This window comes from Dellaglioa sp. CoH-57-MRSF-21 (assembly GCF_056781915.1).
In genome coordinates, this window is sequence record NZ_JBXAXU010000001.1 from 60,705 (window position 1) to 81,071 (window position 20,367).

Sequence of the window (20,367 nt, forward strand, 5' to 3'; positions counted from 1 at the left end):
TATAAATTTTTAAGCTCTAATTAATTAAGGTTATTTATCTACTTAGTTATTGATTAAATAAAAAAAAATCAAAGTATTAACTTTGACTTTTCTCACATTACTATCAACCTATTACTTATTTATGCCCAAACATCATCTAAAACATTTGTTTGATCACGATCGGGTCCAACTGAGAATGTTGAAATTTTAACATCAACGATTTCTTCAATACGTCTAATATAATTTCTAGCATTTTCAGGTAATTCTGCAAGAGTTTTCATTTGAGTAATATCTTCAGTCCAACCAGGTAATGTTTCATATACTGGTTTACATTGAGATAATTCTTTAAAACTAGCTGGATAACGATGAATAATTTCACCATTTAATTCGTATGCTGTACAAATTTTAACTTCTTTTAATCCAGTTAAAACATCAATACTGTTTAAACATAAGTTAGTCAATCCTGAAACACGTTTGGAATGATTCATAACAACACTATCAAACCAGCCAATACGACGTGGACGTTTTGTTGTTACACCATATTCATGTCCAACTTCACGGATAGTATCACCGATTTCATCTAATAGTTCAGTTGGAAAAGGACCATCCCCTACACGTGATGTATAGGCTTTGCAGACACCAACAACTGTATTTATTTGAGCAGGTCCAACACCAACACCGACTGTTGCGCCACCTGCAATTGGATTTGAAGAAGTTACAAATGGGTACGTTCCATGATCAATATCTAACATAACACCTTGTGCACCTTCAAATAAGACTTTCTTACCAGAATCTAGTGCATCATTAATAATAACTGACGTGTCCATTACGTATCGTTTCAAACGTTGGCCATAGGCAAAATATTCTTCAAAAATATCATCAAATTCAAGTGGTTCATGATCATATAATTTTGTAAATTCACGATTTTTTTGTTCTAAATTATTTTTTAATTTTGCTGAGAAAGTTTCTTTTTCCATTAAATCAGCAATTCTAATACCAATTCTAGCAGCTTTATCCATATAAGCTGGTCCAATACCTTTATTAGTCGTCCCAATCTTATCTTCTTTTTTAGCAGCTTCTTGTAAGCCATCAAGTAGAATATGGTATGGCAAAATAACATGAGCGCGGTCAGAAATACGTAAATTATCTCCTTTAACGCCGAGTTTTTGTAGATAATCAAGTTCTTCACATAAAGCTTTAGGATTCACAACAACCCCATTACCAATGATACTTAATTTATCTTGAAAGAAAATACCTGATGGAATCAAATGTAATTTGTAAGTGTTGCCTTCAAATACAATTGTGTGTCCGGCGTTATCGCCACCTTGATACCGTGCAATAACATCGGCATTTTGACTTAAGAAATCTGTAATTTTACCTTTTCCTTCATCGCCCCATTGGCTACCTACTACAACTACTGATGACATATTTTCATCCACCTCATAATTTATATTTTAAATTCATAAATACAATCCTAGAATATTATAGCAATAAAGCAGTTCAAATACAACTAAAATACGAACGTTTGTATTTTATATAAACATTTATCAACTATATAACGAACGTTTCTCTTTTTATTCAAAAAAAATATCCCACTAAGGAATATTTTCTAGCCTTCTGGTCTATAGGCAAGTGACGAGAATTTATTATATGATTTAACAAATAATAATTTAACTGTACCTCGTTCGCCACCACGGTTTTTTTCAATAATAACTTCAACTTCACCAACATTTTGGTCATCTTCATCCCTTGGATCAGGTAGATTCCCGTCTTCATCTTCATCAGTATCGCGTTCATAATAATCATCTCGATACAAAAATGCAACAATATCTGCATCTTGTTCAATAGAACCAGATTCACGAATATCTGATAACACTGGTCGTTTATCTTGGCGTTGTTCAACACCACGGGATAATTGAGACAATGCAATAACTGGAACACTTAATTCTTTCGCTAATTTCTTCATTTGACGAGAAATTTCTGAGACTTCTTGTTGTCGACTTTCGCGTCCTGAACCTTCAATCAACTGTAAATAATCAACAACGATTAACCCTAGTCCACCTTTTTCCTTCGCTAATCGACGGCATTTTGCCCGAATTTCAGCCATCTTTGACCCAGCAGTGTCATCAATAAAGATATTAGCCTTTGATAATGAATTCATTGCCACAATCAAATTTGACCATTCTGATTCGTCTAATTGTCCCGTTCGTAAGTGATTCGCATTAATACTACCTTCAGCACATAACATACGACTAACTAATGATTCTGCTGACATTTCTAAACTAAAAATAGCGACAGTTTCATCAGTTTTAGTTGCTACGTTTTGAGCAATATTCAACGCAAAAGCTGTTTTACCAACAGCCGGACGAGCAGCTAAAATGATTAACTCATCTGGATGTAACCCGGCAGTCATTTTATCCAACTCTGGATAACCTGTCGACAATCCAGTAATTGTATCGCCTTCTTTAGCTAACTTTTCAATATTTGTAAATGTACTTTTTAATACATCAGCGATAGCTTGAAAACCACTACTATTTCTTTTTTCAGATACGCTCATAATTTCACGTTCAGCATTATCTAAAAGCGTTGCAACATCATCATCTTGTGATAAACCCTTAGTTGCAATAGATGTCGCTGTCGCAATTAAGCGTCGAATCATTGATTTTTCTTCAACAATTTTAGCATAATACTGAACGTTCGCAGCCGTTGGTACAGAGCCAGCTAATTCAACAATATAGCTAACACCGCCAATATCATCCATTTGATTTTTAGAAGTTAAATTATCTTGAATCGTAACAATATCAATAGCTTCATCTTTATCATTCAGATCCACCATAGCCGCAAATATCAATTGATGGCGACGTTGATAGAAGTCTTCGGGCTCCAAGTATTCCATTGCCTCAACAAGAGCATCACTCTTTAAAAAGACAGCGCCCAAAACGGCTTGTTCCGCTTCAATATTCTGTGGTGGCGTTTGGTCTGTTAATAGTTCATTATTCATTTTATCGTGTTCTCCTTACTTCTAAAATCAAGAAAAAAGCTGGACAAAATCAAATTTTGCCAGCTTTTCAAATAAATACTACTTTAGTTATTAGCCGAAACATGAACACGAATCATTGCTGTTACATCAACATGTAACTTAACAGGTACATTCGTGAATCCTAAGGCACGAATTGGTTCTGGTAGTTCAACTTTACGTTTGTCGATTTTAATTCCGTATTGTTTTTCCATAGCTTGTACAATTTGCTTGCTAGGAATTGAGCCAAATAAACGGCCATCTTCGCCCGCTTTAGCTGTTAATTCAACAACTGTCTTATCATCTTCTAAAACGATTTTTTCATCTTTAGCTTCTTTTAAAATTTCTTCAGCTTTTTTTTCTTCAGCTTTTTGTTGTCCCTTTAAAGAACTCATTGCTGAATTTGTAGCTAATTTTGCTTTACCATTTTTAATTAAAAAATTTTGAGCATAGCCGCTTGGTACTTCTTTAATTTCTCCACGTTTACCTTTTCCGCGAACATCTTCTAAAAATATAACTTTCATAATCAACTACTCCTTAATTTCATCTTTTTTTGTCGTTAAAATATTAACTAATTGTTCTGCAGCTTCACTTACACTCACACCAGTTAACTGAGTCGCAGCATTTGATAAGTGACCGCCGCCGCCCATTTGTTCCATAACAACTTGAACATTAGTCGTCCCTGTACTTCTAGCAGAGATACTAACACGATTTTCTGATCGTTTTGTGACAACAAATGACGCTGATACACTTGAAATAGATAATAATGAATCTGCTGCCTGTGCTGCTGTAACTGGGTCATAAATCGTATCATCTTCACCCACACATAATGCTAAATCAGTATTAATGAACTCTACTTTATCAATTAAATGATTACGCTTCAAGTAACTATCAACATTTTCTTTCATAAAGTTTTGAACCATTGTTGAATCAGCCCCAACGGACCTTAAATAACTGGCTGCATCAAATGTTCGTGTACCCGTCCTTAATGAAAACGACTTCGTATCAATAATAATTCCCGTTAACATCGCAGTTGCTTCAATTTTATTAATTGGTTCACTATCTTTTGATTGATATTCAAACATTTCAGTAATCAGTTCACAGGTTGATGATGCATAAGGTTCAATATAAACTAACATTGGATTTTCAGGGAATTCTTCTCCACGACGATGATGATCAATAACCATCAGACGATTTTTAAGTTTTTCATACAATTCAGGACTACCAGAAATAGAGGGTTTAGAATGATCAACCATCACCAGTAAACTCTGTTCTGTTGCTTTTTCTACTGCTTCTTCAGGTGTAATAATATTATATTTGATATCAGGATATTGATCTAACTCTTCCATCAATCGTTGTACATCTGAATGAATAGCGGTTTGATCTAAAACAATCCAACATTTCATATTATTCATCAAAGCGATTCGTCTAATGCCCAAACAAGCTCCTACAGAGTCCATATCTGGGCTCTGATGTCCCATAACGAAGACTTGGTCCATTGGTTTCATTATTTCTTGTAACGCTTGAGAAATCATTCTAGCACGAACCCGAGTCCGTTTTTCCATCGGATTAGTTTTACCACCATAAAATCTTGCTTGCTCTTCAGGTGATTTAACGACAACTTGATCCCCACCTCGACCTAAAGCAAGATCTAAATTGCTTTGAGCTAATTTTGCAAGTGAATTCAAATCGCCATCGCCATAGGCAATTCCCATGCTCAATGTGAGCGGAAAGTTTTGTTTGGATGTCCGATCGCGAATTCGATCTAAAATTTTAAATTTTTCTTCTTCAATTTGTTGTAAAGAATGGGCATGAACTAAAATAAAAAATCGATCTGAATCCGTTCTTTTTAAATACATCCCATAACGACGCGCCCAATTAGATAACTCATTTGTGACAAAGTTACTTAAATTAGAAACATTCTTATCTGACATAGATTGCGTTACTTCATCATAATTATCTAAGAACACTTGACCGATAACAACGCGCTCTGCTTCAAATTCTTTTTCAATTGATGAATAACGCGTAATATCCATCAGGTAAGCAACATGAATATCATTTTGTATGATCATTTCAAAATCTTTTTCATGCCATGTTACTTTCACCAAGCCTTTAGTCTCAGCGTTATCTGTAATAATCGTCGATAACGATTCATCGACGCTCTCTATTTTCTTACCTAAAATATCATTTTTTTCAAAATAAGGTTGTAAGTATGGATTAACCCACTCAATCTCATTTTGTTCGTTAAAAATCAAAATACCAATTGGCATTTTGATAAGCGCTTCTTGTTCACTACGTTTAATACGATATGATAATTCCGATATATATTCATTAGTATTTGCCGTAATTTGGGACATAATATACATACTTGCGCTGGTAGCACCCAACGCAATAATTAACAATATAAGTCCTAAAAATAAATTAACTGTAAAAGACAGAACAACACTAAATAAAGACATAATTACGATAAAAATCGCAATCCATCTTAAGCGTTCATTCTTCAAAAAACTGGGAAGTTTCTCGTTTGAAAGGAACTTTTTCATAGTATCTCCTCATCTGTAAATCCTAGATGTTATCTATTTTATCACATTCCCCATTTACCTGCACAAATCTTGCTGATAGTACAAAAAAAGGGAAGACTATTTGCATAGTCTTCCCTAGATATTACTATTCTTCTGAAACGAATGGTAATAAGCCCATAATACGTGAGCGTTTAATTGCAATTGTTAAACTGCGTTGGTTTTTAGCGCTTGTTCCCGTAACACGACGAGGTAAAATCTTACCACGTTCTGAAATGAAACGTTTTAACAAGTCTGTATCTTTATAATCGATATAATCGATGTGGTTAGCTGCGATGAAGTCAACTTTACGTCGACGACGTGCGCCACCGCCACCACCTCTACGTTGTTGTTGTTGTGCCATGTGAGTTTCCTCCTCTAATTAGAATGGTAGGTCGTCATCAGAAATATCAATTTGTTGGCCATTATTTGCAAATGGATCAACTGTTGCTGAATCATTAGATTGCGTTGTGTTTGAATTATTATTCGAACTTGCGCCACCAAATGGGTTAGCATTGTTATTTGATGATGAACTTGATTGAGGAGCGCTGCTTTGATTATTAGCGTTACCTTGTTGTTGGCTTGATTGAGATTTTGATTCAAGCAACGAAAAGTTTTCTACGACAACTTCAGTAACATACACGCGAGTTCCTTGTTGATTATCATATGAACGCGTTTGAATTCGTCCATCGACACCAATTAAAGAACCTTTATGCGTAAAGTTAGCGAAGTTCTCGGCTGCTTTTCGCCAGATAACACAGTTAATAAAATCGGCTTCACGTTCGCCAGAAGCGTTCGTGAATTGTCGATTAACTGCAACTGTAAAAGTTGCAACTGCAGCACCACTAGCTGTGTAGCGTAAATCAGGGTCTCTTGTTAAACGTCCGACAAGTACTGTTCTATTAATCATAATGTATTGCTCCTCTCCGTTATTTTATTAAAATGAATTATTTTTCATCTCTGTTAATGATCATATGACGCAAGATTCCTTCATTAATCTTTGAAAGACGATCAAATTCGTTAATTGCGATATCGTCATCGGCTGTAGCATTAATGATATGGTAGATACCTTCATTATAACCGCTGATTTCGTATGCAAGACGACGTTTTGACCAGTCTTTTGAAGTAACGATTTCTGCACCATTACTTGTTAAAATACCATCGAAACGTTCGATCAAAGCTGCTTTAGCTGCTTCATCAAGATCGGTACGGATGATATAAGTAATTTCATATTTACTCATGACTGTTTACACCTCCTTATGGACTTTAGGTCCTTACCTCGTGGCAAGAACAAGGAAAGTTATCTATTTAATGCCATAGACACTTACGAACTAAAATTATATCACTGCCATTCACTTAAAGCAAGAAAATCCTAATTAACTACACACTTATTAAGTACGCCGTTAATTAGGATTTTATTTTATTTTTTTAATTTAGTTTATTCTAAGTCATTTGTTTCACTTTCAACGTCTGATACAACTGCATCTAAAATAGTAGTTGTTTCTTCAGGAGTAGCTTCAACTTTTGCCATTGTTGCAACTTTAGCATTCTCATCAATTCGAATTAAATGAACTCCTAAAGTAGCACGGCCCGTTTTTGACACGTTCTTCACATTAAAGCGAATCATAACACCTTGATCCGTAATTAACATGATATCTTCATCACCTTGAACGGTTGCTAACCCAGCAATTGGTCCATTCTTTTCAGAAATGTTAGCTGTCTTAATTCCTTTTCCACCACGGCCTTTAATTGCATAAGCCGAAGCGGGTGTTTGCTTACCGTATCCTTTTTCAGAAATGATAAATACGTGACTATCAGCAGCTAATAAATCAGCTCCTACAACGTAATCATCTTCTCTTAACCGAATACCACGAACACCAGAAGCAGAACGACCCATTGAACGAACATCATTTTCAGCAAATGATACTGCGTAACCTCGATGCGTTCCAATAATCATATTCTGCGTGCCATCTGTGATAGCAACGTTAATTAATTCATCTTCATCATGCAATTTAATCGCTTTTAAACCATTATTTCGTATGTTAGAAAATTCTGACACCGGTGTTCTCTTAACTGTTCCGTTAAGCGTCGTAAAGAAAAGATAACGTTCATCATTTTCTTGCTTGCTTACGTTGATAACAGCTTGGATTTTCTCACCAGAATTAACCCCTAAAAGATTAATGACAGGAATTCCTTTAGCTGTGCGTCCATATTCAGGAATTTCATACCCCTTCATACGGTACACTTTACCAGCATTCGTGAAGAATAGTAGGGTATCATGCGTTGATGTCGACACAAGATGTTCAATAAAGTCATCATCATGAACACCCATACCTTGAACGCCACGGCCACCACGGTTTTGTGCTTTGAATTCATCAGTTGCAAGACGTTTTACATAACCGTTATGCGTTAATGTAATCATAACTTCTTCTTCTTCAATCAAATCTTCATCTTCAAGATTCAATACTTCGCCAATTAATAATTCAGTACGACGTTCATCACCAAATTTAGCTTGTAAATCTAACAATTCTTGATAAATAATATCATGAATACGTGAGTCATGAGCCAAAATATCTTCAAAATCAGCGATTGATGCCATTAAATTTTGATATTCTTCTTCAATTTTTTCACGTTCTAAACCAGTTAAACGAACTAATCGCATATCTAAAATAGCTTGAGCTTGTTTATCTGATAAACCATAATTACCCATCAATTGATTTTTAGCAAGTTCACCCGTATTTGAGCTACGGATAATTCTAATAATTTCATCAATATGATCGAGTGCAATTCTTAAACCTTCAAGGATATGTGCGCGAGCACGTGCCTTTTTCAATTCAAATTGCGTACGACGACGGATAACTTTTTCTTGATGTTCAAGGTAATAAACAAGCATTTCCTTTAAACTTAGAACTTTTGGAATACCATTAACGATTGCTAGCATATTAAAACTGAAAGATGTTTGTAATAACGTTAATTTATAAAGGTTATTCAACACAACTGAAGCACTCATATCACGACGAATATCGATCACAATTCGTAATCCTTCACGATCAGACTCATCATTAATATCAGTGATACCTTCAATTTTTTTATCACGAGCTAAATCAGCAATACGTTCAATTAAACGTGCTTTATTAACCATGTAAGGAAGTTCATCAACGATAATACGTTCTTTACCATTCTTTTGTTCTTCAATTTCAACTTTTGAACGAATTGTTATTGTTCCCTTACCTGTTTCGTAAGCTTTACGAATACCAGATTTACCTAGAACAGTAGCCCCAGTTGGAAAATCAGGACCAGGGATAGCCTCCATCAAATCAGCCACAGTTGCATCAGGATTATCCATCAAAATATGTAATCCAGAAATAACTTCTGACAAATTATGTGGCGGAATATTCGTTGTCATACCAACGGCAATACCTGTTGCACCATTAACTAATAAGTTAGGAAAACGCGCAGGTAAAACAACTGGTTCATGTTCACTGCCATCGTAATTATCCATGAAATCAATGGTATCTTTATTGATATCACGCATCATTTCAACAGCTATTTTACTCATTCTAGCTTCAGTATAACGCATAGCAGCAGCGCCATCACCATCGACAGAACCAAAGTTACCATGCCCATCAACTAACATGTAACGGTAACTAAAGTCTTGGGCCATACGAACCATCGCTTCATAAATCGATGAATCACCATGAGGATGGTACTTACCCATAACATCCCCAACAATTCTAGCTGATTTTTTGTATGGTTTATCAGGCGTAATCCCTAATTCACTCATCCCGTATAAAATACGACGATGGACAGGTTTCAACCCATCTCGAACATCAGGAAGTGCACGAGCAACAATAACGCTCATAGCATAATCCAAGAATGATTTTTTCATTTCTCCGGAAAGATTAACATCTTTTATCCGGCTTGTAGCTGGTAATTCTTCTGCCAAAATTTTCAACCTCCTTTACGACTAAGTTTTTAAATATCTAAGTTTTCTACGTAAGTGGCATTTTTTTCAATAAATTCACGTCTAGGTTCTACACGATCACCCATTAACATATTAAAGACATCATTAGCTTCAATGGCATCGTCGACGTTAACACGTAATAAACGACGAGCATCTGGATCCATAGTTGTTTCCCACAATTGAGAAGCATCCATTTCTCCAAGACCTTTATATCGTTGAATAACGGGTTTTGGTGTTGGTGCCAATTGCCCTTGAATTTCTTCTAATTCTTCTTCAGTATCGACATAACGAATCATCTTACCTTGTCTAATTTGATATAAAGGTGGTTGCGCAATATACACGAATCCTGCTTCAACAAGTGGACGCATGTAACGATAGAACAGTGTTAATAATAACGTTCTAATATGGGCACCATCGACATCAGCATCAGTCATAATAATTAATTTATGATAATTAGCTTTTTCAACATTAAATTCGCCACCAAAACCTGTTCCCATAGCTGTAAATAATGAACGAATTTCTTCATTGGCTAAAATTTTATCTAAACTTGCTTTTTCAACATTCAAAATCTTACCACGAATCGGTAAGATAGCTTGTGTTAACCGTGAACGACCCTGTTTAGCTGAACCGCCGGCTGAATCACCTTCGACGATAAATAATTCACTAATTGCAGGATCTTTACTTGTATTATCAGCTAACTTACCGGGTAAGTTACTGATTTCAAGCCCACTTTTTTTACGTGTTACTTCACGAGCATGTTTAGCAGCTACTCGAGCTCTAGCAGCTAATAAGCCTTTTTCTACAATAATTTTAGCTTCTTTAGGATTTTCCATTAAAAACTTAGTAAAATGTTCAGAGAAAGTACGATCAGTAACCGTACGCGCATCTGAATTACCTAATTTTGTTTTTGTTTGACCTTCAAATTGAGGATCTGGATGTTTAATACTGACAACAGCCGTCAATCCTTCACGAACATCTTCACCAGAAAGATTAGCATCATTTTCTTTCATAAGATTATTTTTACGAGCGTAATCATTTATAACCCGGGTTAAGGCTGTCTTAAAACCAGATTCATGAGTACCACCCTCATAAGTATGAATATTATTTGTGAAAGTTAATAAATTACTATGATAATCATCTGTATATTGGAGGGCAACTTCAACAATAATCCCTTTTTGTTCACCTTCAACATAGATAGGTTCTGGGAAAATAACATCTTTATTTTTATTTAAGTATTCAACATAATGCTTAATACCACCGGCATAATGGAATTCTTGTAATCCGGGTCCACCATCACGTTTATCATCAATCGTAATTTTAAGGCCTTTATTCAAGAATGCTAATTCACGAATTCGCGTTGTTAATACTTTAATATCATAGACAGTTGTTTCCGTAAAAATATCAGAATCCGGTACAAAATGAACAATCGTTGCATGTTCATTTTCAGGTGCTTCACCTACAACTGACATCTCTGTTTTAACTTTACCGCGAGCAAAGTCCATACCGTAGACTTTACCTTCACGAATAACCTGAACATCTAGCTCAGTTGATAATGCATTAACAACTGAAGCACCAACTCCATGAAGTCCACCAGAAACTTTATAACCACCACCGCCAAATTTACCCCCAGCATGTAAAATTGTAAAAACGGTTTCAAGCGCTGGACGGCCTGTTTTTGCTTGGATATCAACAGGGATACCACGTCCATTATCACGAACTGTTATACTGTTGTCTTTTTCGACAACAACATTAATTTCATCGGCAAAACCAGCCAATGCTTCATCGATACCATTATCAATAATTTCCCAAACTAAGTGATGAAGACCTTGTGAAGCCGTTGTTCCAATATACATACCGGGACGTTTTCTAACAGCTTCAAGTCCTTCTAAAACTTGAATTTGGCTCGCATCATATTCTTTTGCTTTTTCTTCATGTAATTCTTCTGCTATTTCAGCTTGTTTCTCTTGATCAGTCAACTATATGTTCCTCCTCTTCGAGTAAGTTACCTTGATTAATATGAAAAATCTTAGGTTCATTAATTAACGATCTAGCAATACCACTTAAGTTTGGTGTTGTTAAAAATGTTTGAACCTTATTTTGAATCGTCTTCAAAAGATGTGTTTGACGCATATCATCCAATTCAGAAAGAACATCATCCAAAAGAAGGACTGGATATTCCCCAGTTTCCTCTTTCATTAACTCAATTTCGGCTAATTTGACTGATAATGCTGTTGTTCTTTGTTGTCCTTGAGATCCATATGTTTGAACGTTTTTGCCGTTAATTAAAAAACGCACATCATCACGATGTGGCCCAGCTAAGGTTGTCCCTTGAAATATTTCTTTTTTTATTGATTTTTTTAAATCATTTTGTAATTGCGTATACAACTGTTCAATCGTTTTTTCTGACGCGTTTTCCAAATGAGTGGCATACTCAAATGTTAACGTTTCAGCGGACTGTGTAATCTCTTCTTGTAATTGGTTAGCCCAGAATTCAAGTTGTTTAAGAAATATTAAGCGTTGATGTACAATTTCTGCGCCAAAAGCAGCTAATTGATCAGATAATACATCTAAAAAAACTAAATCTTGGTCTTTTTTATGCTGTAACTGTTTTAGATATTGATTACGCTGTTTCAAAATAGTTCGGTATTGACCTAAATTATATAAATAACGTGCATTAATTTGGCCAAATTCCATATCAACAAATCTTCTTCTTACTGATGGGGCACCCTTTACAAGGGCTAAATCCTCTGGTGCAAACAAAATCACATTGAACTGTCCAATGTACTGTGACAATTTGGCCTGTTCAAGATGATTAACTTTAGCTTTTTTACCTTTAGAATTAATTTGAATCTCGAGTGGCAATGACCCTACTTGCTTATTCACCCGACCTTGGATTATCGCAGCTGTCTTATCCCACTTAATCAACTCTTTATCATTATTCGTTCTATGACTTCGAGTCATTGATAACACATAAATTGCTTCCAATAAATTCGTTTTACCCTGAGCATTTTCACCAAGTAATATATTGATTGCTGGTGAAAATGAGATATTTAAATCTTCATAGTTACGATAATCCCTCAAGGTTAAATTTTCTAGATACATTGATAAGCCTACTTTTCGTCCATTGAATGCATCGTAATAATTGCAATACCTGGAACTTCAATAACATCGCCAGGGTATAATTTACGTCCACGTCGGTCTTCTAATTCACCATTTACAAGGACTTCATTTTCACGTAAAAACCATTTTGCTTCGCCACCAGAATTAATAATTGTTTCTGATTTCAAAACTTGTTGTAGCATCATGTAAGGTGTTTCTAAATAAATATCTGATTTCAATTGTCGTCAACCTCCATTTTCTTCCTTTTCTATTATACCTTTTTTTTCGCAAAATTACAATTTCACATCTCATTTTAAGCCGATTTAAGCGATTTAAGTTTTAATTAGTCTTTTTACTCTAAAATTACTTAAAAGGCTATATTTTTAATTAAATGACTACAATTCACTATTGCCTTATTTTTTTAGTCAAAATCAAACCATAAAATTCATTTCTCACTTTTAATATAATTTACCTAAAAAAATAGAGTAAAAACAGTTTTATTGGCTGCTTTTACTCTATTTTTATTAGTTATTCATACACGAACAATTAATTAGAATGTTCGAACTGGTGTAATTAATTGAATAAATTGCGTTGTATCTTCAGTTGGGACTAAGGTAAATGGTCGTAATGGTTGTGTAAACGCAACTTTAATTTCAGTTTGTCCAAATGATCTTAAAGCATCTTTCATATAGTCTGGATTAAATGAAATTTCAAGATCATTTCCTGATAAATTGCTAAATTCTAATGCTTCCTCAACATTACCAACATCAGGCGAGTTACTATAAATGACAACTTTTTGTTCTGCCGTATTAATCGCTAGTTTAACAACGTTATTACGGCTTTCATGTGATAGTAATGACGCACGTTCAATTGCTGATAATAATTTAGGCGCATTAAACTCAATGTCTGTAGCTGATTCTTTAGGAATTAGACGAGTTGTATCAGGATAATTTCCTTCTAATAAACGTGAATAAAATGAGGTATTTCCAAGAATAAAGAGTACTTGGTTTTCTGAAATACGCATTTCAATATCTGGATTAGAATCGTCAATCATTCGTGATAATTCTACTAAAGATTTACCAGGAATAATAACATCATATTTTGCATCGTTTGCGCCTTCCAATGTAATTTTACGTTGGCTCAAACGATGACTATCTGTTGCGACTGCTAAAAACTCACCATTTTCAATGACAAAGTGAACACCAGTTAAAATAGGGCGACTTTCTTGGTTAGAAACGGCAATAACAGTTTGGCTAATAATTTGTTTTAAGATTGATCCCGAAAAAATTAAATTATCATCAGTATCAATTTCTGGTAAGTGAGGATAGTTATTTGCATCTAACCCATTAATATTGAATGAGGCTGATCCAGAAGTAATCTCAGTTTGATAACCATCAGTCACTGTTAATGAAAAAGTATCTTGCGGTAATTTTTTAACAATTTCGCTAAAGAATCGTGCAGGTAGCACAATTTCACCAGTTGATTCAATTGTTAAGTTATTAGATTCATCTTCAACAGATAAAAAAGTTTCAATAGAAACATCTGCATCACTACCTGTTAAAAGTAAACCAGAAGCAGTTAAGACAACTTTGATACCCGTTAATATAGGAATTGTTGTTTTTGAAGAAATAGCTCTTTGAACATCTGTTAATTGTTTAATGAATGCTGATCGATTAATTGTAAATTCCATAGTAAATCCTCCGGTAAGTTTAGTTATTAATTAAGTAATAAAAGAATAGAAGCAGTAGTAGGGCCTGTTAATCATGTTAAGAAATACGTTGGGACCATGTAAATAAAAGAATTCACATGTGGATAACCTGTGAGTAAACAAGCCGCCTTATCCACAATTGCCCACAACTATTATTGGTTAAGTTCACTCTTAAGATCTGAAATTTGACGCTGAAGTTTGTCATCAGTTTCTAACATTACAGCAATTTTTTCGTGAGCATGAATAACCGTTGTATGATCCTTACCACCAAATTCAGATCCAATCTTAGGTAAGGAATTGTCGGTAAGTTCGCGACTTAAGTACATAGCAATTTGACGTGGCATAACAATTGCTTTAACACGTTTTTTTCCTTTTAAATCGCCCACAGTAACGTGGAAATATTTAGCAACCCGATCTTGAACAATAGCAATTGAAATTTCATTTGATTTATCTTTTAAACTTAAGTTTTTTAAGGCATCGGCGGCTAAACTCGTTGTTATTTCTGAGTTTGATAAGGTCGCGTACGCTTGTACTCTAACCAAAGCGCCTTCAAGTTCACGAATATTCGAATCGATTTGGCCAGCAATATAACTTAATGTATCATCTGGTATTTCAAGATTTTCAGCATCAGATTTATTTCTTAAAATAGCAATTCTAGTTTCTAAATCAGGAGGGGTTATATCAACTGAAAGACCCCATTTAAAGCGAGATATAAGACGTTTTTGTAATTTTGGTATTTCGTTTGGTAAACGATCAGATGATAAGACAATTTGTTTTTTATCATCATATAAAGAGTTAAATGTATGGAAAAATTCTTCTTGTGTTGATTCTTTATCGGCAAAAAATTGAATATCATCCACCAGTAAGAGATCAACACTACGATATTCTTTTCGGAAATCTTCGGGCGTATTATTTCGAAGTGAGTTAATGAAGCCGTTAGTAAATGCTTCACTTGTAACGTATTTTACTTTTGCATCAGGATTGTTTAGAAGCATTTGGTGACCAATTGCGTGCATTAAATGGGTTTTACCCAAACCAACACCACCATAGAAAAAGAGCGGGTTGTACAAGCGGCCAGGTTCTTCAGAAACAACCAAAGCAGCAGCGTGGGCCATCTGATTACCTTTTCCAGTAACGAAGGTACTAAAGGTATATCTATCGTTTAATTTGGCATCACGCATAAAGGTAGGGACATTATCGTTATTAGAGTTTGAACTATTTGATACTGCCATATTTGATTGGCCGCCCGCGGTTAATTCACCCTTTATTTTTAAAACGGGATTGATTTCTTCACCAGTTGATTCGTAAAGAAACGCAACAACTTTTGGTGCTAGATGTTGTATCCAGTAAGTTTTATGTAGCTGGGAGGGTAGCTCAATAATAAGGTCGTTATTAATAAATTGTTTTGGTTCAGCTGATGAAATCCAAGTTTCGTAACTAACAGGGTTGAGTTGCGTTTTGAAATAATCAGTCAGTGAGGACCATAAATTTTCGAGAGTAAGCACAAAAAGCCTCCTTGTTTAAATAAATCGTAACTACAGTTTAGCATTTTAAAGAAGGGTTTTCCACAGGTTTAAAAAAATGTGTAAAAAATAATAACAGGGTCATTAATAAGTTTTCCACAGGGGTGGGCATAAAAAGATAAACCAGTTTTGTTTGCCATGTTATCCACAAATGAGTGATTGAAATAAAGTATGTTATTAAAGGATTTTCATTAGTTATTAACAGTTTTTAGTTAAGGGTGTGTATAACTTATTAACAGGCTGTTTATTGTGAAAAAGTGTGTGTTCCGAGTTGTGGACGACAAGATGTGTTTCACAACTCATCCACAACTAAAAAATAAATAGCGAAAAAGTGTGGATAACTAAATTACATTGAATTCTAATAATTTTCTTTCATAGAAGAAAGAAGTATGGTATTATATTCCGGTAAGTGAAATTGACGTCACTGGTATCTTATTTTTATCAAGATACCGATTAGTTGAAACATTAAGTATTTAAGGAGGTGCCTAAATTATGAAAAGAACATACCAACCTAAAAAACGTCACCGTGAACGCGTGCATGGTTTCCGTAAACGCATGAGTACAAAAGGCGGCCGTAACGTCTTAGCACGTAGACGCCGTAAAGGTAGAAAAGTATTGTCTGCATAGACCACTGATTTCAGTGGTTTTTTTTATTACAAAGATACAGTATCTATTTAACTGGAGATATTACATGAGAAAATCATATCGCGTTAAAAAAGAAGCAGAGTTCCAAACAGTTTTTAAAAAAGGTCAATCTTGTGCGAACCGAAAGTATGTTATATATATGATGGAAAAACCAGAACAAGCTCATTTTAGAGTTGGAATTTCAGTTGGAAAACGTATTGGGAATGCTGTTGCTCGTAATTGGGTTAAACGCCGTATTCGTCAATCGTTGTTAGAATTGAAACCAGATCTTAAACAAGATTGCGATTTTTTGGTTATTGCTAGACCATCTGTTGCTTGGTTGTCGCAAGAGGAATCCAAGAAACAATTAACACATGTTTTAAAAATAGCTAAAATTTTAGACTAATAAAGTGAGCGAGGGTATTCTTGTGAAAAAGAAGAGTAAGCGATTTTTAGTCCTATTAAGTATGTTGGGGTTAATGTTAGTCCTAGCGGGATGTAGTACAACACCAATAACGGAAAATAGTACAGGAATTTGGGATGGCGGTATCATCCTCAGTTTCTCTAGGGCTATTATTTTCCTTTCAAAATTATTTGGTGGGAACTATGGTGTTGGTATTATCATCTTTACCATAATCATTAGGGTTATTTTATTACCATTAATGATTTATCAAACAAAAAGTATGCGTAAAACAGCTGAAGTTCAACCTCAATTGAAGGCACTTCAAGCTAAGCATTCTGGTAAAGATGCTGCAACTGTTCAAAAATTACGTGAAGAACAACAGAAATTATATGCAGAAGCAGGCATTAATCCTGTTGCTGGATGTTTACCATTATTAGTACAGATGCCGATTTTATTAGCTCTTTATCAAGCTATTTTGAGAACGAACGTTTTGAAGACGGGTGAATTTTTATGGTTACAGCTTGGTGATAAAGATCCGTACTTCATCTTACCAATTTTTGCTGCAATCTTAACTTACTTTGTTTCTAAGTTGGGTGTTATGTCCCAACCTGAAGCAAACTCAATGTCAACGATGATGGTTTATGGTACACCAATAATGATTCTTGTGACAGCTGTTAACTTACCATCAGCCTTGTCATTATATTGGGTTATTACCAATGCATTCTCAGTTGGACAAACATTGTTAATTAATAATCCATTTAAAATTACACGTGAACGTGAAGAAAAAGTACGTCTTGAAAAAGAAAAAGTACAGGCTATTAAAAAAGCGAAAAAGAAAGCTTATAAGGGCCGTAACAAAAAGTAATTTTTGAAAACCAAAGTCCATTTAGTGGCTTTGGTTTTTTATTTTGGATATAATTACATAAAAGGTTAACAAGAGGAGGATTAAAATTGAGAAAATTAACAAAATCTAATAATAGAATTATTGCTGGTGTTGTCGGTGGTATTGCTGAATTTTTTAACTGGGACCCAACATTAACAAGAATAGGGTACGTTCTTTTAAGTGTCCTGAGTGCAGCATTCCCTGGTATTATTGTTTACATCATATGTGCAATAGTCATGCCAAATGCATCATCAAACTATAGATAACTAAAAATGCGTAACCAGAATATATCTGGTTACGCATTTTTGTTTCACGTGAAACATTTTAGAAAGTTGCTGTATCTGGATCTTGAGCATGACCAACAACACCATCTAGAGAGTTGATTTCTGCCATGTCTTCATCAGATAATTCAAAATCAAATAAATGAGTATTTTCTTCAATTCTGTCAGCATGAACAGATTTGGGAAGTGGTAAGAATCCATTTTGTAATGACCAACGTAAGGTAACTTGTGCAACACTGCGACCAATACGATTAGCAATTTTAACCATTGTTGGTTCCGTAAAGATAGCACCAGTTCCTAATGGGCTATAAGCTTCTAATTGAATATTATGCTTGTGACAATAATCAATTGTCTCTTTGGGAGTATCACCAGGAGCTAATCTAATTTGATTAATCATTGGTGTAATTGTTTGTGTTTCTTCCAAAATTTTAAAATGACGAGGACGGAAGTTAGAAACACCAATGGCTTTAATTTTACCTTCATTATAAAGATCTTCAAATGCACGCCATGTTTCTTGAAGATGACTTTCCCAATTATCTTCACGATAAGCAGCAGGATTTGGCCAGTGAATCAAGAATAAATCAAGGTAATCAACACCTAAATCTTTTAATGTTCGTGCAAATGCTGTTTGTGTTTCATCGTACGTATGAGCTGTATTAGCTAATTTACTTGTTAAAAAGATATCTTCACGAGCAACACCGCTTTCGGCAATACCTTCTCCAACACTACTTTCATTGTGGTACATTTCAGCAGTATCTAAATGTATGTAACCAGAAGCTAATGCTGATTTTACAGATGCTTTAGCAACATCACCACTTGGTGTTTGCCAAGTACCAAAACCAACAACAGGAATTTTGACACCATTTGCTAATTCATATGTGTCTGTTAATTTATTCATAGAATTAATCCTCCGAGTTTTTATATTTAGTATTTTCATTATAGGCTGAGTCCTATAGATTTTGTCAAATGAAAGAACTTTTCAAAAAAATCGTTCTGAAAAAGGGTATAGATAAGGGGTCAATTAGTGCTATAATATAACGATGATAATTATATTTGGAGGATGAACATGCCCATATTTACTGGAAAAAATGTTGATCAAGCTGTGAGTAACGGTTTGGCTGCATTAAAGCTTGAAAAAACACAGATTGAAATTAAAATAATCAATGAAGGTAAGTCTGGATTTTTATTTTTTGGCCGCAAAAAGGCAGAAGTTGAATTAATTGAAAAAAAAATAACAGAAAAACCAGTAAGCAAGAAAATTATTGATGAAAAAAAAGATAGTGTTACATCAAAGCCTCTAACAGCAGCAGAAAAAGCTGCTAGAAGTCAACTTAATGAAAAAGCAGTTCATGATGTTGGTTATTATTTGGCCGACATTACAGAATTAATGGGTATTGATACAGAAATTAATGTTCAATTTGAGCGCCGTCAGGTAACATATGATTTTAATACGAGTAAACAAGGATTATTAATTGGTAAACACGGTAAAAGTTTAAATGCTTTGCAATATTTAGCACAAGTTAATATGAATCAAAAAGCAGTTAGCAGAATGAATGTTATTCTAGATGTTGGTGGCTACCGTAAACGTCGCGAAGAAACGATTGAGCGCCTTGCAATTAAAGTGGCCAAGGATGTTATTAGAACGGGTGAGACGGTACAATTAGACCCGATGCCTGCTAACGAACGTAAGCAAATTCATTTTTATTTAGCACGAAATAACCGAATCAAAACAACATCGATTGGAACAGAACCTAAGCGCTCAGTAATTGTAGCGCCTAAAAATAAAAAATAGTCAGTAATAGAAGGGAGTCCCCACCCATGGCTTTAAAACATGATCCAGAAAAATTAGAAGATGAACTATGTTTTGCTATTTACACAGCACAAAAAGATTACAATAAATTTTATACAGAATCACTGAAGGAATTTAGCTTAACGTATCCGCAATATATTACGTTACTTTCATTGTGGGAAACGTCACCTGTTATGGTGAAGGAACTTGGTGCGAAGTTACATCTAGATAACGGAACATTAACACCACTTTTAAAACGTATGGAAAAGGATGATTGGATTCTTCGGACTAGAGATCCTGAGGATGAACGCCGTGTGAATGTCTCATTGACTGGAAAAGCTAAAAGAAGTAAACATAGAATTATGAAACAAATGTCGAATTGTTTTACTTCATTTGATATGACTGAAGAAGAATATCTTGGTTATGTTAATGAATTAAAAGTGATTACTAATAAATTAGAAAATCGCGGTATTCGTGGTTAGTGAATTAGAATCATCAAACAGACTTGTTGACAAATGTCGGTAAAAAAAGTATATTATT

The 20,367-nt window shown here is 34.7% G+C and carries 20 protein-coding genes; 6 read left to right on the forward strand and 14 right to left on the reverse strand.

All coding sequences use genetic code 11. The features are described 5' to 3' along the window. Positions 1–119: 119 nt before the first annotated feature. The 13 genes from AC1RPQ_RS00300 to dnaA form a co-directional block, all read right to left on the reverse strand. Positions 120–1,406, reverse strand: coding sequence for an adenylosuccinate synthase (locus AC1RPQ_RS00300; RefSeq protein WP_481761090.1), 1,287 nt, complete (start codon positions 1,404–1,406; stop codon positions 120–122). A 182-nt stretch (positions 1,407–1,588) separates the two neighbouring features. Beyond that, complete coding sequence (gene dnaB / locus AC1RPQ_RS00305; protein ID WP_481761089.1) at positions 1,589–2,980, reverse strand: replicative DNA helicase; 1,392 nt, start codon at positions 2,978–2,980, stop codon at positions 1,589–1,591. Between the two features lie 83 nt (positions 2,981–3,063). Beyond that, complete coding sequence (gene rplI / locus AC1RPQ_RS00310) at positions 3,064–3,519, reverse strand: 50S ribosomal protein L9 (protein ID WP_481761088.1); 456 nt, start codon at positions 3,517–3,519, stop codon at positions 3,064–3,066. A gap of 6 nt (positions 3,520–3,525) precedes the next feature. Continuing rightward, positions 3,526–5,538, reverse strand: coding sequence for a DHH family phosphoesterase (locus tag AC1RPQ_RS00315; protein WP_481761087.1), 2,013 nt, complete (start codon positions 5,536–5,538; stop codon positions 3,526–3,528). A 124-nt stretch (positions 5,539–5,662) separates the two neighbouring features. Beyond that, positions 5,663–5,917 carry a 30S ribosomal protein S18 gene (gene rpsR, locus AC1RPQ_RS00320; protein ID WP_057974148.1) on the reverse strand — a complete coding sequence of 85 codons (255 nt, stop codon included), beginning with the start codon at positions 5,915–5,917 and terminating at the stop codon, positions 5,663–5,665. An 18-nt stretch (positions 5,918–5,935) separates the two neighbouring features. Then, positions 5,936–6,463 carry a single-stranded DNA-binding protein gene (ssb, locus tag AC1RPQ_RS00325; protein WP_409021851.1) on the reverse strand — a complete coding sequence of 176 codons (528 nt, stop codon included), beginning with the start codon at positions 6,461–6,463 and terminating at the stop codon, positions 5,936–5,938. A gap of 37 nt (positions 6,464–6,500) precedes the next feature. Continuing rightward, positions 6,501–6,794 (reverse strand): 30S ribosomal protein S6, encoded by a 294-nt coding sequence (rpsF, locus tag AC1RPQ_RS00330; RefSeq protein WP_409021850.1) that lies wholly within the window; start codon positions 6,792–6,794, stop codon positions 6,501–6,503. A gap of 197 nt (positions 6,795–6,991) precedes the next feature. Next, the gene (gene gyrA / locus AC1RPQ_RS00335) at positions 6,992–9,442 is read right to left on the reverse strand and encodes a DNA gyrase subunit A (protein WP_481761147.1); all 2,451 of its coding nucleotides are present in this window, start codon (positions 9,440–9,442) and stop codon (positions 6,992–6,994) included. A gap of 86 nt (positions 9,443–9,528) precedes the next feature. Beyond that, positions 9,529–11,466 (reverse strand): DNA topoisomerase (ATP-hydrolyzing) subunit B, encoded by a 1,938-nt coding sequence (gyrB, locus tag AC1RPQ_RS00340; RefSeq protein WP_481761146.1) that lies wholly within the window; start codon positions 11,464–11,466, stop codon positions 9,529–9,531. Positions 11,467–11,485: 19 nt separating this feature from the next. Beyond that, positions 11,486–12,619, reverse strand: coding sequence for a DNA replication/repair protein RecF (gene recF, locus AC1RPQ_RS00345; protein ID WP_409021849.1), 1,134 nt, complete (start codon positions 12,617–12,619; stop codon positions 11,486–11,488). Positions 12,620–12,627: 8 nt separating this feature from the next. Continuing rightward, positions 12,628–12,855 carry a S4 domain-containing protein YaaA gene (yaaA, locus tag AC1RPQ_RS00350; protein WP_057974154.1) on the reverse strand — a complete coding sequence of 76 codons (228 nt, stop codon included), beginning with the start codon at positions 12,853–12,855 and terminating at the stop codon, positions 12,628–12,630. A 311-nt stretch (positions 12,856–13,166) separates the two neighbouring features. After that, entirely contained in the window at positions 13,167–14,306 is a 1,140-nt protein-coding gene (dnaN, locus tag AC1RPQ_RS00355; protein ID WP_481761086.1) for a DNA polymerase III subunit beta, read from the reverse strand. 170 nt (positions 14,307–14,476) lie between these two features. Then, on the reverse strand, positions 14,477–15,829 hold the full coding sequence (gene dnaA / locus AC1RPQ_RS00360; RefSeq protein WP_481761085.1) for a chromosomal replication initiator protein DnaA: 1,353 nt from the start codon (positions 15,827–15,829) through the stop codon (positions 14,477–14,479). A gap of 510 nt (positions 15,830–16,339) precedes the next feature. On the opposite strand from dnaA, the gene rpmH reads away from it, so the two are divergent. From rpmH to AC1RPQ_RS00380, 4 genes are all read left to right on the forward strand, one after another. Continuing rightward, positions 16,340–16,474: a 50S ribosomal protein L34 gene (rpmH, locus tag AC1RPQ_RS00365; RefSeq protein WP_057974157.1), complete on the forward strand. Its 135-nt coding sequence runs from the start codon at positions 16,340–16,342 to the stop codon at positions 16,472–16,474. A 64-nt stretch (positions 16,475–16,538) separates the two neighbouring features. Next, on the forward strand, positions 16,539–16,877 hold the full coding sequence (gene rnpA / locus AC1RPQ_RS00370; RefSeq protein WP_409021846.1) for a ribonuclease P protein component: 339 nt from the start codon (positions 16,539–16,541) through the stop codon (positions 16,875–16,877). A gap of 61 nt (positions 16,878–16,938) precedes the next feature. Further along, positions 16,939–17,739: a membrane protein insertase YidC gene (yidC, locus tag AC1RPQ_RS00375; protein ID WP_481762166.1), complete on the forward strand. Its 801-nt coding sequence runs from the start codon at positions 16,939–16,941 to the stop codon at positions 17,737–17,739. An 86-nt stretch (positions 17,740–17,825) separates the two neighbouring features. Further along, a complete protein-coding gene (locus tag AC1RPQ_RS00380; protein ID WP_409021843.1) occupies positions 17,826–18,023 on the forward strand; it encodes a PspC domain-containing protein in 198 nt (65 codons plus the stop codon). 58 nt (positions 18,024–18,081) lie between these two features. Here the strand turns inward: AC1RPQ_RS00380 and AC1RPQ_RS00385 are convergent, their stop codons facing one another. Then, positions 18,082–18,936, reverse strand: coding sequence for an aldo/keto reductase (locus AC1RPQ_RS00385; RefSeq protein ID WP_481761083.1), 855 nt, complete (start codon positions 18,934–18,936; stop codon positions 18,082–18,084). Between the two features lie 168 nt (positions 18,937–19,104). On the opposite strand from AC1RPQ_RS00385, the gene jag reads away from it, so the two are divergent. Continuing rightward, the gene (jag, locus tag AC1RPQ_RS00390) at positions 19,105–19,830 is read left to right on the forward strand and encodes an RNA-binding cell elongation regulator Jag/EloR (RefSeq protein ID WP_481761081.1); all 726 of its coding nucleotides are present in this window, start codon (positions 19,105–19,107) and stop codon (positions 19,828–19,830) included. A gap of 26 nt (positions 19,831–19,856) precedes the next feature. Then, positions 19,857–20,309, forward strand: a complete 453-nt coding sequence (locus AC1RPQ_RS00395; RefSeq protein WP_481761080.1) for a MarR family winged helix-turn-helix transcriptional regulator — start codon at positions 19,857–19,859, stop codon at positions 20,307–20,309. The last annotated feature ends 58 nt before the right edge of the window (positions 20,310–20,367 follow it).

Excerpts from the sequence above, each read along its gene's own strand:
- AC1RPQ_RS00300 (WP_481761090.1), bottom strand. The coding sequence starts at position 1,406 with ATGTCATCAGTAGTTGTAGTAGGTAGCCAATGGGGCGATGAAGGAAAA.
- dnaB (WP_481761089.1), bottom strand. The coding sequence starts at position 2,980 with ATGAATAATGAACTATTAACAGACCAAACGCCACCACAGAATATTGAA.
- rplI (WP_481761088.1), bottom strand. The coding sequence starts at position 3,519 with ATGAAAGTTATATTTTTAGAAGATGTTCGCGGAAAAGGTAAACGTGGA.
- AC1RPQ_RS00315 (WP_481761087.1), bottom strand. The coding sequence starts at position 5,538 with ATGAAAAAGTTCCTTTCAAACGAGAAACTTCCCAGTTTTTTGAAGAAT.
- rpsR (WP_057974148.1), bottom strand. The coding sequence starts at position 5,917 with ATGGCACAACAACAACAACGTAGAGGTGGTGGCGGTGGCGCACGTCGT.
- ssb (WP_409021851.1), bottom strand. The coding sequence starts at position 6,463 with ATGATTAATAGAACAGTACTTGTCGGACGTTTAACAAGAGACCCTGAT.
- rpsF (WP_409021850.1), bottom strand. The coding sequence starts at position 6,794 with ATGAGTAAATATGAAATTACTTATATCATCCGTACCGATCTTGATGAA.
- gyrA (WP_481761147.1), bottom strand. The coding sequence starts at position 9,442 with ATGAAAAAATCATTCTTGGATTATGCTATGAGCGTTATTGTTGCTCGT.
- recF (WP_409021849.1), bottom strand. The coding sequence starts at position 12,619 with ATGTATCTAGAAAATTTAACCTTGAGGGATTATCGTAACTATGAAGAT.
- dnaN (WP_481761086.1), bottom strand. The coding sequence starts at position 14,306 with ATGGAATTTACAATTAATCGATCAGCATTCATTAAACAATTAACAGAT.
- rpmH (WP_057974157.1), top strand. The coding sequence starts at position 16,340 with ATGAAAAGAACATACCAACCTAAAAAACGTCACCGTGAACGCGTGCAT.
- rnpA (WP_409021846.1), top strand. The coding sequence starts at position 16,539 with ATGAGAAAATCATATCGCGTTAAAAAAGAAGCAGAGTTCCAAACAGTT.
- yidC (WP_481762166.1), top strand. The coding sequence starts at position 16,939 with ATGTTGGGGTTAATGTTAGTCCTAGCGGGATGTAGTACAACACCAATA.
- AC1RPQ_RS00385 (WP_481761083.1), bottom strand. The coding sequence starts at position 18,936 with ATGAATAAATTAACAGACACATATGAATTAGCAAATGGTGTCAAAATT.
- jag (WP_481761081.1), top strand. The coding sequence starts at position 19,105 with ATGCCCATATTTACTGGAAAAAATGTTGATCAAGCTGTGAGTAACGGT.
- AC1RPQ_RS00395 (WP_481761080.1), top strand. The coding sequence starts at position 19,857 with ATGGCTTTAAAACATGATCCAGAAAAATTAGAAGATGAACTATGTTTT.